Source organism: Arthrobacter sp. 35W (assembly GCF_000482545.1).
In the GTDB taxonomy this organism is placed as follows: domain Bacteria; phylum Actinomycetota; class Actinomycetes; order Actinomycetales; family Micrococcaceae; genus Specibacter.
In genome coordinates this window covers 1,181,483-1,195,905 of sequence record NZ_KI519454.1, presented here as the reverse complement: position 1 = coordinate 1,195,905, position 14,423 = coordinate 1,181,483, and the positions used below count along the sequence as shown (strand labels likewise).

Here is a 14,423-nt window from a genome sequence, read left to right as displayed (position 1 = left end):
CACATCATGTTGCTCATGGCCATTTCGACGATGAACAGTTGTAGGGCAGCTATATGAAGCACAGATCTCGGAAATCGAGGGGACGCAATGATCAGCGGCCAAGGGATCCCACACGCTATGGGTCCATAGATTCGGTCCCATAGACCTCGCCAACCGGACTTCGCGTCAACACTTTGGCGGGTTTTGTCCACAGGCCCAGGCCCAAAGGGCCCCTGACCTGGGGAAACACTGTGCCCGAGGTGTAACTCGAACCGGATTCCCGCCCCTGCAAACGCTGGGGACTTCAGGAAACATGCCGAATCCGGGGCAGTCCGGCACCGGTACGGACGAGTCCGACGGCAAAGTGTGTGCACATTATGCACACTCGCCTCTTGAGCTTCCGGCAGCCATATGGGCTCTCCGGAGATGTCAGCTGCAAACCCCTCGTGTCGCAGTGCCACCCCGGCGCGACCGCCCAACCGCCCACCGAGTCACAACCGTGGGCAGACCCGCTGATCGCGGCCATTTCATCGTCGCGCATACCGTCCAATTGGCCCGCGGACGGCTCAACCAACAGGGTATCCAGGCACTACTAGGGCGTGTCTTCTAATGCTGCGCTCCAGATGACGACGGCGTGCAGAACGGCGGCTGAACGGTAGGTGAGCGCCATTTTGTCGTAGCCGGTGGCCAGGGACCGCCATTCCTTGAGCGTGTTGAAGCTGCGCTCGACGACGTTGCGGCGTTTGTAGGCCTCCTTGTCGTAGGTGACGGGACGCCCGCCCGCGGAGCCCTTGCGTTGGCGGTTGGCCTTCTGGTCGTCCTTTTCGGGGATGACGCATTGGATGCCCCGCCCGCGCAGGTACGAACGGATCGCCCGGGAGGAATAGGCCTTGTCGGCCATGGCCCGCGCCGGGCGGGTGCGGGCCCGGCCGGGCCCCTCCCGCTCGACCGCAAGCGCCTCCATGAGGTTCTCGAACATGGGTGCATCCCCGCCCTGCCCCGGCCCCAGGAGCAGGACCAGGGGACGCTTGTTGCCGTCCACCAGGGCGTGGATCTTCGTGGTCAGCCCGCCGCGGGACCGGCCGATGGCATGGTCCTCAGGCTCGGTGAGCAGATTCTTGTGATTCGACAGGCCCCCCTGTGTGGCGGGGCAGGTTGGTGCCGTGCTGGTGGGCGCGGTTGACCGTGGAATCCACCGACACCTCCCAATTGATCAGCCCGGCGGCATCGGCACGGGTCAGCAACGCCGCGAGCGTCCGGTCCCAGGTCCCGTCCAGGCTGTAGCGGCGGTGGCGCTTCCATACGGACTGCCACGCCCCGAAGTGCGGGGGCAGGTCCCTCCAGGGGATCCCCGCCCGGTACCGGTAGATGATCCCCTCGGTCGTCAGCCGGTGGTCGTTGAACGGCCGGCCGGACCTGCCCGAGGAATTGGGCATCAGCGGGGCAATGAACTCCCACTGGGCATCGGACAACACGGAATAGCGAGAACTCACCCGTCAATCATGGCAAACCCGAATATCCGGGATAAGGAAACACGCCCTAGGACTGCAAGCCCGATCGACAGGCCGAGCTGCTGTGCAGTATTGACCAGCCCGGAGGCGGCCCCCGCATCATCTGGGTGTATCCCGTGCAAGCCGTAATCAGTCATCGGCGCAAGCGCGAGCCCCTGCCCTGCTCCAATGAGCATCATGGGTATGGCCAGGCCGGCAACGAAGTCCGTGTCCGCATTAAGCGTTCCCAGCCATGCCATTCCCGCAAGGGTGGACCCGACTCCAAGTGCCAGGGTCCAGAGTGGACCAACTTTGCGAACCACAGGGGTGACGGCCGTGGCAACTACAAAATTGACGACGGTCATGGGAAGGAAACCCAGCCCGGCCTGGAGCGCGGTCCAGCCGAGGACACCTTGGAAATATTGGGTGGTGAAGTAGAAGAGTCCAATAAAGGCACCCATGTACAGCAGGCGGATGGCCAATGCCCCGGACCGCAGGGGGCTGGCAAAAAGCCGCAGCGGCATGATCGGTTGCGGGACGTGCCATTCGTTCACGACGAAAATCACCAGAAGAATCATTCCAACTGCAAGAGCGATGATTGTTGCAGGGTCGTCCCAGCCTTCCACGGCCGTATTGACGATCCCAAAGATGAGCACCCCGAGTCCCAGCGTCGAAGAGTTTGCACCGAAAACATCAAAATGTCCCTTTTTGCGCGGCAGTTCATTGACGTAGTGGGCGGTGAGGATCAGCATCACGATGCCGATAGGCAGGTTGAGGAAAAATCCTGCGCGCCAAGAAATGAGCTCAGCGAACGCCCCGCCAATGATCAGGCCAATGCTTGCGCCGATGCCGGCAACCGCCGCGTAGAGAGCGACGGCACGCGAACGTTCCTTGCCTTCGTCGAACGTCGCCAGGAGCAGGGCAAGGGACGTGGGTGCCACGATGGCCGATCCAATGCCTTGGAATGCTCGCGCCGCAATCATGAAGGTCGATTCCGCCGCAATCCCGACAAGGATCGAAGCAACAGTAGAGATCACGAGCCCGACGATAAACAGGCGTCGACGTCCCAAGATGTCGCCAGCGCGGGCGGCAAGGAGGAGGAACCCTCCGAAGGTGAGGGTGTGGGCATACTGCACCCAGGCCAGTCCTGTTTCCGTGAATTGCATGGACTCCTAGATGGCAGGCAGTCCGGTGAAGATGATCGAGTTGTCCAGGATCACCATGAAGAAGCTGATGAGAATTATGGCCAGGATGGCGGTTTTACGAGCAGGTCCACTGTCCATGGGTATGAGGGTTGACATGAGTTCTTTCTGCGTCTCGACGATGGTCTTGCCATCGATACAGCCGGAGCCTAGGGGAGGGCTGCTGGTCGAATGAAGGGGTCCCTAGGGCACCCTCTGGGTCCGGATATGCTGTGCTAATCGGCCCGATATTCATTCAACTTGGCTTTCGAGAATTCATACAGGGCCGGTCGATACAGGTGCTGTCAGCACCTGTATCGACCGGCCTGCAAAACGGGGAAGGCTTTTATCCCCTGAGGCATTCAACCGCCCGCAGGGGCTCTCTCAATTGTTTGGGCTCCATGCCAGGCCAGGCAGTTCTATGCGGATACGGCGACGGCTGTTTCTGTGGCTACCGCGTTATCTGCGAGGTTCCGCTCGTTGGTCTGCTCCTGCGTGGACTGGTTCACCCGTCGACGCAGCGAGATAGCCACCGCAACGGCACCTAGGACAAAGACAACGGCAACGATCGGGATCGTGGTGATGCCCCAGTAGATGACCACCAGACCTCCGATGGTCGCGCCTAGGGCGAATCCGACCTGGGCCAGCAGGATTCCGATGCTCATGGATGTCTCCGGGGCCCGCCGCCCCAGCAGCAGAATCGTCTGTTGGGCGACCAGGATGGTGCCAGAGAATCCAATTCCCCAGATGGCCATGGCTACCAGAACCAAGAGCAGGGAGTTGGTCCTTGTGGCTAGCACGCCCAGGGCGACCACGACAGCCGAGGGTGCCACGACAAGCGCGGCAGGAGCAGATCGTTGGGAGATCCGTCCGATGAGGATGACGCCCAGGATGCCGCCGGCACCCAGCAGGAACAACGACAGGCTTGTCACAAAGCCGGGGATTCCCAGCTGCTTGAAATAGCCGTCAATGTAGGTCAGGACGACGAAGTGTCCCAGCATCAAGAGGGCCCAAAAGATGCAGACACGGACCACTCCTGGGAGCCTTGTGGCTTCAAGTAGTGACATGCGACCGTCTGCTGCGCTGCGAATCTGTGGAACGGTGAGGGCGAGCAGGGCTCCGACGAGCAACGCGATGCCGGCGGCGGCAATGAAGGTGACTCGCCACCCGACTGCGACACCCACCAGGGAGGCGATGGGTGCTCCCAGTGCCATGCCCAAGGCGTTCGCTGCCAGGACGATGGACATGGCCCTTCCTGCATAGCGTGGGCCAGCAATGTGAACGGCGACAGCGGGGATTAGCGCGCATTGAACGGCGAAGGCGGCACCCCCAAGAAAACGGCCAATGTCAGCGGCGAAGATCGCAGGTGCCACAGCGACAATCACATTGCTGATGACAAAAACGGTCATCATCGACACCAACGCGGTGCGTCGGCTAAAACGCATGACAAAGGCAGTCAGCGGGAGCACAAGTAGTGCATTGCCCAAGGCAAAGAAGGTGGTCAGGGTGCCGACGCTGGCCAGGCTTACATCAAGGTCGGCGGCAATGGAATTGAGCAGACCTGCCGGGCTGAGCTCCACCGTCAGCCCAAGGAAACCGGCAAAGCCGAGAACAAGGATGGGAAGCCAGGGAAATTTGTCCGCGGTCGTGTCCGCCGCAGTACTTCGTACCGCTGTAGGGGAAGTCATGAGTGTCCTTCAAGAGTTGATATTCGATTCTGGTTGACCAGCAAAGGGTCATCACCATCTACGAAACCAGCTCCGACTTCGAGGCAACAGGCACGCTTGAACCATGCATTGCCCAACCATGTACTGCCAGGGCATGGTTGGCTTGCTGGCTTCGAACTATCGTTGAACGATATGAACAGCCGAGACGATATTCAACAATTCTTGACCTCCAGACGAGCCAGGATCACGCCCGAACAGGTAGGCCTGCAGTCCTACGGCCGCCGGCGGGTCCCTGGTCTGCGCCGGGAGGAAGTGGCGATGCTGACCCAAGTCAGCGTTGACTACTATGGGCGGCTGGAACGGGGAAACCTCACCGGTGTTTCGGAAAGCGTACTGGCCTCCCTCGTCCGTGCGCTACAACTCAACGATGTTGAAGAACTGCATCTTCGCGACCTGATCCGGGCCTGCGACACCACCATTCGCCCGGCCAAGCCACGGACCGCCCAGCCGAAGATCAGCCCGGCGGTCGTGCGCATTCTTGAGGCGATTGGCGACTTGCCGGCGGTCATCCAGAACGGCAGGCTTGATATTGTTGCGGCCAACCGCATGGGGCGGGCACTGTATGTTGACCAATTCGACACTCCTCAGCTGCCCGCGAACCATGCCCGGTTCACCTTTCTGGATCCCCGCGGCCGGCTGTTTGCCCCCAACTGGGACCAAGCCGCCAACGACATTGTGGCCATTCTTCGGGCCGAAGCCGGTCGCGATCTACACGATCGACGACTCACCGATCTCATTGGGGAACTATCCACTCGCAGCGACGAGTTTCGCATCCGCTGGGCAGCCCACAACGTCCATCAACACAGAAGCGGCTCAAAACGGATCCACCACCGGGCCGTGGGCGATCTGAGCCTCGACTTCGAGGTCCTGAGTCTGGACAGCGACCCTCACCTGCGGCTCGTGGTCTTCAGCGCCGAACCAGGGTCTGCATCCTACGATGGTCTTCAATTGTTGTCCAACTGGGCTGCCACCTTGAAGATCAGTGCGGAAGTTCCCACCGGTTCGTAAGCTTGCCACTTAGCTGGGGGTTATCCGTAGAGGCTGTGGCAAGGAGACGGAGCCGCTCGCGGGTGGGGTCTCCGGGGCGGCCGTCCAGATCACCAGTCGCTGTTCGACAGCGGTACTGGCCGTCAGCGTGTCCCAGTCCAAGATGAGCTCGCCGGCCACTGGATGGTGCATGGTCTTCGTCCCGGTGGTTCGGCTGGCTACATTGTGCGCCGCCCACCATTGCCGGAAGTGGGGGTCCTGTACCGAGAGCGCTCCAACAAGGACCGCCAGTTTGGATCGTCAGGGTTCTAGGGCGTGTTTCCTTATCCCGGATATTCGGGTTTGCCATGATTGACGGGTGAGTTCTCGCTATTCCGTGTTGTCCGATGCCCAGTGGGAGTTCATTGCCCCGCTGATGCCCAATTCCTCGGGCAGGTCCGGCCGGCCGTTCAACGACCACCGGCTGACGACCGAGGGGATCATCTACCGGTACCGGGCGGGGATCCCCTGGAGGGACCTGCCCCCGCACTTCGGGGCGTGGCAGTCCGTATGGAAGCGCCACCGCCGCTACAGCCTGGACGGGACCTGGGACCGGACGCTCGCGGCGTTGCTGACCCGTGCCGATGCCGCCGGGCTGATCAATTGGGAGGTGTCGGTGGATTCCACGGTCAACCGCGCCCACCAGCACGGCACCAACCTGCCCCGCCACACAGGGGGGCCTGTCGAATCACAAGAATCTGCTCACCGAGCCTGAGGACCATGCCATCGGCCGGTCCCGCGGCGGGCTGACCACGAAGATCCACGCCCTGGTGGACGGCAACAAGCGTCCCCTGGTCCTGCTCCTGGGGCCGGGGCAGGGCGGGGATGCACCCATGTTCGAGAACCTCATGGAGGCGCTTGCGGTCGAGCGGGAGGGGCCCGGCCGGGCCCGCACCCGCCCGGCGCGGGCCATGGCCGACAAGGCCTATTCCTCCCGGGCGATCCGTTCGTACCTGCGCGGGCGGGGCATCCAATGCGTCATCCCCGAAAAGGACGACCAGAAGGCCAACCGCCAACGCAAGGGCTCCGCGGGCGGGCGTCCCGTCACCTACGACAAGGAGGCCTACAAACGCCGCAACGTCGTCGAGCGCAGCTTCAACACGCTCAAGGAATGGCGGTCCCTGGCCACCGGCTACGACAAAATGGCGCTCACCTACCGTTCAGCCGCCGTTCTGCACGCCGTCGTCATCTGGAGCGCAGCATTAGAAGACACGCCCTAGGTCCACTCGCACGCCGCAGCGGTCGCTGTCCAAGCAAACAACCACTGCAACCACGGCAACCAGTGCCAGGCAACGTCCACAGCCCAAGAGGCCAGGTCCCCCTCTGGACGAGGGGACCTGGCCTCTTGGCGCGGTACGGAACAGAGCCCCCGCAGGGAAGGCTGGTCAGGCAGAAATCCTCTCGGCCTGGCGGGCGTGGGCCGCTTCAACGCTCGGGACGCCGTCGCCGCTCTGGCCGTACAGCCAGTCGTTGTACTGGAAGTCGTTGTCCTTCCGGCTCTTGAAGAGCAGGTTCCGCAGTGTCCGGGCCAGTCCGGAGACGTGCCAGGACTCGCCCCAGATGCGGGCGGTGCGCTGGACCCGGGCGGTCCGGCCGGCACGGACATTGTTGAATTCCCTGATGGCGCTGTCCCAGGCTTCCGGGCGGACGCCGTCGGCGGTGAACACGGTGCCGTTGCTGACGTCCTGCAGCACCGCCGCATCCTCAAGCGCCTGGCAGGCACCCTGGGCGAGGTACTGGAGCATCGGGTGGGCGGCGTCGCCCATCAGCACCATCCGGCCGGCAACCCAGTTTTCGATCGGGTCGCGGTCGTACATGGGCCAGCGCATGCTGGTGCCCAGGTTCTTCAGCGCTTCCTGGACGGCCGGGACGCACTCCTTGTAGGCGGCCTCAAGCTCGTCCACTCCCCCGTACTGCTCTTCACCGCGCTCGAAGGAGGCGGACTTGAACACGGCCACGGTGTTCAGCAGCTCACCCTTGCGCAGCGGGTACTGCACCAGGTGGCAGTTCGGCCCAAGGTACACAATGACGTCCTCGAGGTCAGCCTTGGGCGTGTCTTCGGTGATCGGCACGGTGCCGCGGTAGGCCACGTAGGCGGAGGGGACCGGTTCGTCATTGGCCACGAGCGGGCGCAGGGTGGACTTGAGTCCGTCGGCACCGATGACGACGTCGGCCTCGTAGTCTACGCCGGCCGCCGTGTGGGCGATACCGCGGCCATTGACGGTTTCAACGCTTTCGACCATCACGTCGTTAACCAGCGTGACGCCCGCCGCCGCGCAACCTTCGAGCAGGACCCGGTGCAGGTCGCTGCGGTGGATCACAATGTACGGCGCACCGTAGCGTTCCTCGAATTCGCCGCCCAGCGTCTGGCGTGTGAGTTCCTCACCGGTGATGGCATCGCGGAAGACCAGGTGTTTGGGCTGGACGCCGATTTCCCGCGCCTTTTCCAGCAGACCCCAGCGCTTCAGAACGCGAGATGCGTTGGGGGCCATCTGCAGACCCGCGCCGACCTCTCCGAACTCGGGGGCCCGCTCCACGAGGGTGACATTGGCTCCGTTTTCACGCAGTGCCAGGGCTCCGGCCAGTCCGGCCATTCCCCCTCCGATGACGAGGACATTGGTGGATTTGTCATGCTCAGACATGGCTTGCTCCTTGGGAGATGGAAAGTTTGGACTTCAGTTTGAGGCCGACGGCGGCCAGCAGGACCGCGGCAACCGCCGCTGCACCGGCGAAGGCGAGGAAATTGGAATTGACACCCAGTCCGGCGGCCAGCAGGAGGCCGCCAACCTGGGGTGCGGCGACGGCGCCAATGCGGCCCGTCCCCAGCGCCCAGCCCAGCGCGGTCCCCCGCAGGTGCCCGGGATAGTGGCTCGCGACAGCGGCGATGATGAGGCACTGCGTGCCGTGCGTGCCGACGCCGGCGAGGACCAGCATGAGGTACACGACGGCGACCGGCGGACCCGTGACGAGGACCATGAGTGCCCCGGCGGCGACGGCGGCCGCAGCGATGGCGGTCGGGACCGGCCCGAAGCGGGTTCCGGCCCAGGCGGTAATGACCGAGCCGGCCACGGCACCCAGGTTGAGTGCCAGGGCGAAGGTCAGGGCGGAGCCCAGGTTGTAGCCGGCCAATTGCATGAGGTTGGGCAGCCAGGTGCCCAGACCGTACCAGGCGAACAGGGTGGCGATCGTTGCCAGTGCGAACAGCACACTGACCCCCAGGTATGGTGCGCGGAGCAGGGATTTGAAGCCAGCCTGCCCGCTGCCCTTACCGGCCGCCTTGCGGGCGGCCTTGTCTGCTGCACTGCCCGTGGCGAGGGCCGCAGCCAGCGTCTCCGGGAGGTATTTCAGGCCGAGCGGAACCACTACCACGAGGGCCATCGCGGCCACCAGAAACATTGACTCCCAGCCAAAGGCGGGGATCAGCCCGATGCCGACGAGGGCGGCAATGGATCCGCCGATCGGGACACCGGACATCATCAAGGTGGCAACGATGGACCGCCATTTGGCGGGGACAAGTTCAGCAACGAGTGCGTTGGCCGAGGGAACCAGGCCGCCGAGACCGATGCCGGCGATAAGGCGCGCTGCGCCGAAGACGGCAGCATTGGGAGCGAAGGCACAGAGGACGGTGAAGATGGAAAAGATGACGGCGCACCAGAGGATGGTGCGGCGGCGGCCCCAGGAATCGGCCATGCGGCCAGCGAAGATGGCACCGATCATCATGCCAACGAAGGCCATGGATCCAATGGTTCCGGCGGTGGCCTTTGTCAGGCCCCAGCCTGCTTCGGCAATCAACGAAGACTGGACGGTGCCGTAGACGATCAGGTCGTAGCCATCGAAGACCACCAATAGCCAGCAAACGAGGATGGCCGCGGCAGAGGCTTTGGAGAACCGTGGTGCGGGCCCATCAGCGGCTACCGGACCGGGCGTCCCTTGCGAGGCCCGTGGCGGCGATACAGGGGAAGGTATGTGACTCATGCCACTACTGTCCTAGCCGTCGCAGGTGAACAACAATACAATTCTGATGTGCAGAACAACCTGGAATCCAAGTCAGCCCGGAAGCCCGCGCAAAAGCGGCCGACCTATCCCATCGAAGCAGTCGACAACGCGCTGCAACTGGTCCAGTTGCTCCGCGACGGTGGTGCCCTGCGCCTCAAGGACGCCGCCGCAGAGCTGGCGGTGGCGCCGTCAACCGCCCACCGCCTGATGGCGATGCTGGTGTATCGGGGTTTCGCCGTGCAGGACGAAACCCGCCGCTACGTGCCGGGCCCGGCCATGGGCGTCGGACCGGCCGGGCTGAGCTGGACCAGGCTGCTGCGCTCAATCGCCACGCCGCACATGGAGCTGCTCTCCGCGCAACTGAACGAGACCGTCAACCTCATGGTGCGGGTTGGCACCAAAGTGCGGTTCCTTTCCACTGTGGAAGGGGAGAACGTCCTGCGGGTTGGCGACAGGCAAGGGACGGTCATGCCGGCCGACAAGGCATCAGGTGGCAAGGCCATGCTCGCCGAACTGGAACCGACCATGATCGAGGCGCTCTTCCGCAGCAACAATGCCGAGATTGGCGGCGACACCATTTCGGCCGCTGAGTACCCGGCCTTTCTGCGCGAACTTGAATCCGTCCGCAGGAACGGCTTCGCAGCCAATTTCGAAGGCACGGAGGACGGCGTGAGCGCCCTCGGAGTGGCCCTGCACAATGGGCGCGGGCATGTAGTGGGTGCGCTCAGCGTCGCCACCCCCGCATCCCGCTTTCGCAAGGTGTTCGATGCCGGGCTCGTCCCGGCCATCCGGGAAACCCGCCGCCAGCTCGAGCTCGATATTGCGGCCAATCCCGCCTACACCGATTGACAACATCCCGATCTTGGAGCCGGCATCGGGAATAGATTCTGTCCAGCAGAATATGTTGGAAGTCACATCCGGGTCTCCGTAGAGTCGAGGCACGCCGCAGAAGTGTCGACACCTACCGAGGAGGCCCCGTGTCCATCAACGCCGAGCACACGACCCATGAATCAGTTGCCAGCGCGCACACGGTTCCGGAGCACACGCCGGAGGACGCCGCCCAGCTTGAGGAGCTGTACCGCGACTTCCAGAGCGAGAACCTGATCCCGCTCTGGACGGAGATCGCGGACCTGATGCCGATGGTCCCCTCACCGAAGGCCATCCCACATGTCTGGCGCTGGTCCGACCTGTATCCGCTGGCTGCGAGGGCCGGGGACCTGGTCCCGGTGGGGCGCGGCGGGGAGCGCCGTGCCATCGCCCTGGCCAACCCCGGCCTGCCCGGCACCCCGTACGCCACACCCACCCTGTGGGCCGCGATCCAGTACCTCGGCGCCCGCGAGACCGCGCCCGAGCACCGCCACTCGCAAAACGCCTTCCGCTTCGTCGTCGAGGGCGAAGGCGTCTGGACCGTCGTCAACGGCGATCCGGTGCGGATGTCCCGCGGCGACTTCCTGTTGACTCCGGGCTGGAACTTCCACGGCCACCACAACGACACCGACGAGCCGATGGCCTGGATCGACGGCTTGGACATCCCGTTTGTGCACTACGCCGACGCCGGGTTCTTCGAGTTCGGCACCGAACGCGTCACCGACGAATCCACCCCGGACATCTCCCGCTCCGAACGCCTCTGGGCGCACCCTGGCCTGCGCCCGCTCTCCGGCCTGGGCGACACCACAAGCTCACCCATCGCGGCCTACCGCTGGGAACACACCGACCGAGCCCTGGCCGAGCAGCTGCTGCTGGAGGACGAGGGACACCCGGCCACCGTCTCCCAGGGCCACGCGGCGGTCCGGTTCACCAACCCCACCACTGGCGGCGACGTCATGCCGACCATCCGGGCCGAATTCCACCGCCTGCGCGCCGGCGCCACCACCGAACCCCTGCACGAGGTCGGCTCCAGCGTCTGGCAGGTCTTCGAAGGCTCCGGCACCGCCACCCTGAACGGCGAAACCAAGAACCTGTCCAAGGGCGACCTCTTCGTTGTCCCGTCCTGGGCACAGTGGTCCCTGCAGGCGGATCTGCAGTCCGGGACCGACTTTGACCTCTTCCGCTTCAGCGATGCCCCCATTTTCGAACGGTTGAACTTCAACCGCACCTACACCGAAGGACGCACCACCAAATGAGACTCCTCACCCTCCGCACGGAAACCGGAACAACAGCTGTCCGCCAGGACGGCGCCACCCTGACCGAGATCGACGGCTTCGCCGACGTCGGCGCCCTCCTGCGCGATCCCGCCTGGGAAGCCATCGCTGCCGCTGCCAGCGGCGCGACCCATCCGCTTGAGGGTGCCGATCTGGACGCCGTCGTCCCGGCCCCGGGCAAGATCATCTGCGTCGGGCACAACTACCGCAACCACATCAAGGAGATGGGCCGGGACGTTCCCGAACACCCCACCCTGTTCGCCAAGTACGCCGAATGCCTGATCGGCCCCAACGACGACCTCGCCCTCCCGCAGGAATCCGACACCGTGGACTGGGAGGCCGAACTTGCCGTGATCATCGGCAAGACGGGCCGCCGGATCAGCGAAGCCGACGCGCCCGACCACATTGCCGGCTACGCCGTGCTCAACGACGTCTCCATGCGCGACTACCAGTTCCGCACCATCCAGTGGCTGCAGGGCAAGACCTGGGAGAAGTCCACCCCGTTCGGCCCGGCCCTGGTCACCAAGGACGAGTTCAGCGGCGGCCTCATGACCTCCGCGGTCGACGGGGAGATCCAGCAGCAGACGCCCACCAACGACGTCGTCTTCACCCCGGAGTTCCTGGTCTCCTACATCTCCACCATCATCACGCTCAACCCCGGTGACGTGATCGCCACCGGCACCCCGGGAGGTGTGGGCCACGCCCAGGACCCCAAGCGCTACCTGCAGGAGGGCCAGCTGCTGGTCACCAGCATCGAGGGTCTGGGGCAGCTGAGCAACCGCGTGGTCAAGGAAGCCTGATGGTTGCCCGCTACGACCAGACCACCGACCCGGAGCTGCTCGCGGCCCTGCTGCAGGCGCGGCGCGGCACGGCGTTCTTCGCCCGGAAACTCAACGAACTCTCCGACGCGGAGCTCGACGGCGGCTCCCTGCTGACGGGCTGGTCGCGGCGGCACGTGGTGGCGCATGTTGGCTACAACGCCCGCGCCATCGCACGCCTCATCGAGTGGGCAGCCACCGGGGTTCAGACCCCCATGTACCCCTCCCCCGAGGCCCGCAACCACGAGATCGACTTCGGTGCCACGCTGTCCCCGATCGCGCTGCGGAACCTCTTCGACCACGCCGCCGTGCACCTGAACGTCGAATGGCGCGACCTCCCCGCGGACGCTTGGCACCACCAGGTCAAGACCGCCCAGGGCCGTGTGGTCCCGGCCGCCGAGACCGTGTGGATGCGCACCCGCGAAGTCTGGATCCACGCCGTCGACCTGGACAACGGCGCCACCTTTGCCGACATCCCGGCACCGGTGCTGTCCCGGCTCCTGAAGGACATCACCGGGGCCTGGTCGAGCCGGGGCACCGACACAGGGCTCATCGTCCAAGCCACGGGCCCATCAGGTGCCAATGGCGCGCTCACATTTGGGGACACAGGCAATCCCGGCGCCACCACCGTCGCCGGTGGTTTTGCCGCCGTCGTCCAGTGGGCCGCCGGCCGCGCCGCCGACGGCGTCACCGCCAGCACTGCTGCCGGACAAGCAGTGGATGTGCCCACAGCACCTGCGTGGATCTGATTCCTGAGCCAGCGCACGACCAATGCCGTCGACGACAGAAGCCGTCAACACGGCATTCTTGAAGCTGCCCTCCCAGGGGCCTGTGACCGGCACCGGACACAGCCATGCCGGGAGCATGCCAACGACTTCACTCCGCCCTGGATAAGCACAGCCCTGCGTCCACTGGATACGATGGCGCCATGGGGAAACAACAGCGCTGGTTGACACTCGCCGGCACATTCCTGCCGCGAGCCACCGCTGACTGCCGCACAACGATCCTGCCGATCCCATGAGCGGACTCATCAGGACATGGTCGTGGGCGGCATCGATGGCGGAGGTCAAGGAGCGACAACGGCACGCCGAGCTGATGGTCGGGGCAGTTCTGTCATCCGTGAGCTACGTGGCCCTGGACTATGAACGCCCTGAGCGCTTTCCAGAACTGGAAATGACAGGTCCCCGAACGATCACCGCCCCTGATGAATGGGCGGATCCGCACTGGTTGTGCCAGCAGTTCGGCAGCGTTGACTATGGCGTCGAGCTTTTCTTGGCCGACGGGCGCGTGTCTTCCTCGACGTGGGACCCACCTGGTCATATCGAGGAAATTGGGCTGCGGGCCGCCCCGGTCCTGGGCACGGATGTAGGGGCCGGCCCCGCCACTGGAATCTGGGATGTCAGCGGACAACCGCGCTGGCGCGCCGAGAGCGGATTCTGGTGCACGGCGATCAGATCCACTTCGAATCATCCTCGGTTGAATCGACGCTTGGTGAATCCGATCCTGCGCGCGGACTGGTTCCATGACTCGATACCATCGCCGTGCGGTGCTATGGCATACCCAATCTCGATGGGCGGTGACACTGCAGCCTCCAGAACTGCACGTAGACGGCGTCGCAGGGCGGCGGTACCGCAATGGCACCTGTGCATACTCCCCCGAACGCCGCCAGATCGGTCCTGCCGGTAGGTACCCAGTTTGGACGGTCATGCTGCGTCGGGGAAACACCCCGATGAAGAGGAAAGGATGGTCGCCGGAAGGCACGACGTCATGAGTCGTCTGGTCAAGAGGTCCCGAAAAGGGCCATCAAATCAGTAATAGAGCTTCGTCCCACGTCATGCTGGTGACGCCCATTCCAACGAAGAACAGGTGTAAGGCAGAAATTCGGAACAGGGGAAAGGGAATCGAGGGCTCACAATGATCAGCATCCAACGCAACCCACACGCCATGGGACCGTAGAGCCCGGCCAAAATGCCTCGCCAAGCGGACTTCGTGTCAACATTTCGGCGGGTTTTGTCCACAGTCAGAGGCCCAAAGGGCCTCAGACCTGCGGAAAGACTTGGAAGTA

At 64.1% G+C, this 14,423-nt stretch carries 13 protein-coding genes; 6 read left to right on the top strand and 7 right to left on the bottom strand.

Going from position 1 to position 14,423, the window contains the following annotated elements; all coding sequences use genetic code 11:
* Nucleotides 1-571 precede the first annotated feature (571 nt).
* The 4 genes from K254_RS0105060 to K254_RS0105045 all read right to left on the bottom strand — a co-directional run bounded on the left by K254_RS0105060 (nt 572) and on the right by K254_RS0105045 (nt 4,338).
* Nucleotides 572-1,415, bottom strand: a protein-coding gene (locus tag K254_RS0105060) for an IS5 family transposase (RefSeq protein ID WP_155848538.1) whose coding sequence is annotated in 2 segments (ribosomal slippage) — nt 572-1,108 and nt 1,110-1,415 — 843 coding nt in all. Because the reading frame shifts where the segments join, the coding sequence is not laid out codon by codon here.
* Between the two features lie 53 nt (nt 1,416-1,468).
* Entirely contained in the window at nt 1,469-2,635 is a 1,167-nt protein-coding gene (locus K254_RS21855) for an MFS transporter (protein WP_051388856.1), read from the bottom strand.
* A 6-nt stretch (nt 2,636-2,641) separates the two neighbouring features.
* Nucleotides 2,642-2,770 (bottom strand): hypothetical protein, encoded by a 129-nt coding sequence (locus K254_RS26305; protein WP_269209003.1) that lies wholly within the window; start codon nt 2,768-2,770, stop codon nt 2,642-2,644.
* Between the two features lie 299 nt (nt 2,771-3,069).
* Nucleotides 3,070-4,338 carry an MFS transporter gene (locus tag K254_RS0105045; protein ID WP_026554446.1) on the bottom strand — a complete coding sequence of 423 codons (1,269 nt, stop codon included), beginning with the start codon at nt 4,336-4,338 and terminating at the stop codon, nt 3,070-3,072.
* A gap of 171 nt (nt 4,339-4,509) precedes the next feature.
* Here K254_RS0105045 and K254_RS0105040 point away from each other — a divergent pair, with 171 nt between their 5' ends.
* Nucleotides 4,510-5,385: a helix-turn-helix transcriptional regulator gene (locus tag K254_RS0105040; protein ID WP_026554445.1), complete on the top strand. Its 876-nt coding sequence runs from the start codon at nt 4,510-4,512 to the stop codon at nt 5,383-5,385.
* A 9-nt stretch (nt 5,386-5,394) separates the two neighbouring features.
* Here K254_RS0105040 and K254_RS26430 read toward each other — a convergent pair whose 3' ends face one another.
* Nucleotides 5,395-5,655 carry an MmyB family transcriptional regulator gene (locus K254_RS26430; RefSeq protein ID WP_196810930.1) on the bottom strand — a complete coding sequence of 87 codons (261 nt, stop codon included), beginning with the start codon at nt 5,653-5,655 and terminating at the stop codon, nt 5,395-5,397.
* Nucleotides 5,656-5,779: 124 nt separating this feature from the next.
* On the opposite strand from K254_RS26430, the gene K254_RS0105030 reads away from it, so the two are divergent.
* Nucleotides 5,780-6,623, top strand: a protein-coding gene (locus K254_RS0105030; RefSeq protein WP_155848538.1) for an IS5 family transposase whose coding sequence is annotated in 2 segments (ribosomal slippage) — nt 5,780-6,085 and nt 6,087-6,623 — 843 coding nt in all. Because the reading frame shifts where the segments join, the coding sequence is not laid out codon by codon here.
* 165 nt (nt 6,624-6,788) lie between these two features.
* Here the strand turns inward: K254_RS0105030 and K254_RS0105025 are convergent.
* Both K254_RS0105025 and K254_RS0105020 read right to left on the bottom strand, forming a co-directional pair.
* On the bottom strand, nt 6,789-8,045 hold the full coding sequence (locus K254_RS0105025) for an FAD-dependent oxidoreductase (RefSeq protein ID WP_026554442.1): 1,257 nt from the start codon (nt 8,043-8,045) through the stop codon (nt 6,789-6,791).
* The gene (locus K254_RS0105020) at nt 8,038-9,378 is read right to left on the bottom strand and encodes an MFS transporter (protein ID WP_026554441.1); all 1,341 of its coding nucleotides are present in this window, start codon (nt 9,376-9,378) and stop codon (nt 8,038-8,040) included. The genes K254_RS0105025 and K254_RS0105020 overlap by 8 nt, the downstream gene beginning before the upstream one ends.
* A gap of 48 nt (nt 9,379-9,426) precedes the next feature.
* Between K254_RS0105020 and K254_RS0105015 the strand changes: the two genes are divergently transcribed.
* From K254_RS0105015 to K254_RS0105000, 4 genes are all read left to right on the top strand, one after another.
* The gene (locus K254_RS0105015; RefSeq protein WP_196810878.1) at nt 9,427-10,248 is read left to right on the top strand and encodes an IclR family transcriptional regulator; all 822 of its coding nucleotides are present in this window, start codon (nt 9,427-9,429) and stop codon (nt 10,246-10,248) included.
* A 128-nt stretch (nt 10,249-10,376) separates the two neighbouring features.
* Complete coding sequence (locus K254_RS0105010) at nt 10,377-11,522, top strand: cupin domain-containing protein (protein ID WP_026554439.1); 1,146 nt, start codon at nt 10,377-10,379, stop codon at nt 11,520-11,522.
* Nucleotides 11,519-12,340 carry a fumarylacetoacetate hydrolase family protein gene (locus tag K254_RS0105005; RefSeq protein ID WP_026554438.1) on the top strand — a complete coding sequence of 274 codons (822 nt, stop codon included), beginning with the start codon at nt 11,519-11,521 and terminating at the stop codon, nt 12,338-12,340. The genes K254_RS0105010 and K254_RS0105005 overlap by 4 nt, the downstream gene beginning before the upstream one ends.
* The gene (locus tag K254_RS0105000; RefSeq protein ID WP_026554437.1) at nt 12,340-13,107 is read left to right on the top strand and encodes a maleylpyruvate isomerase family mycothiol-dependent enzyme; all 768 of its coding nucleotides are present in this window, start codon (nt 12,340-12,342) and stop codon (nt 13,105-13,107) included. The genes K254_RS0105005 and K254_RS0105000 overlap by 1 nt, the downstream gene beginning before the upstream one ends.
* The last annotated feature ends 1,316 nt before the right edge of the window (nt 13,108-14,423 follow it).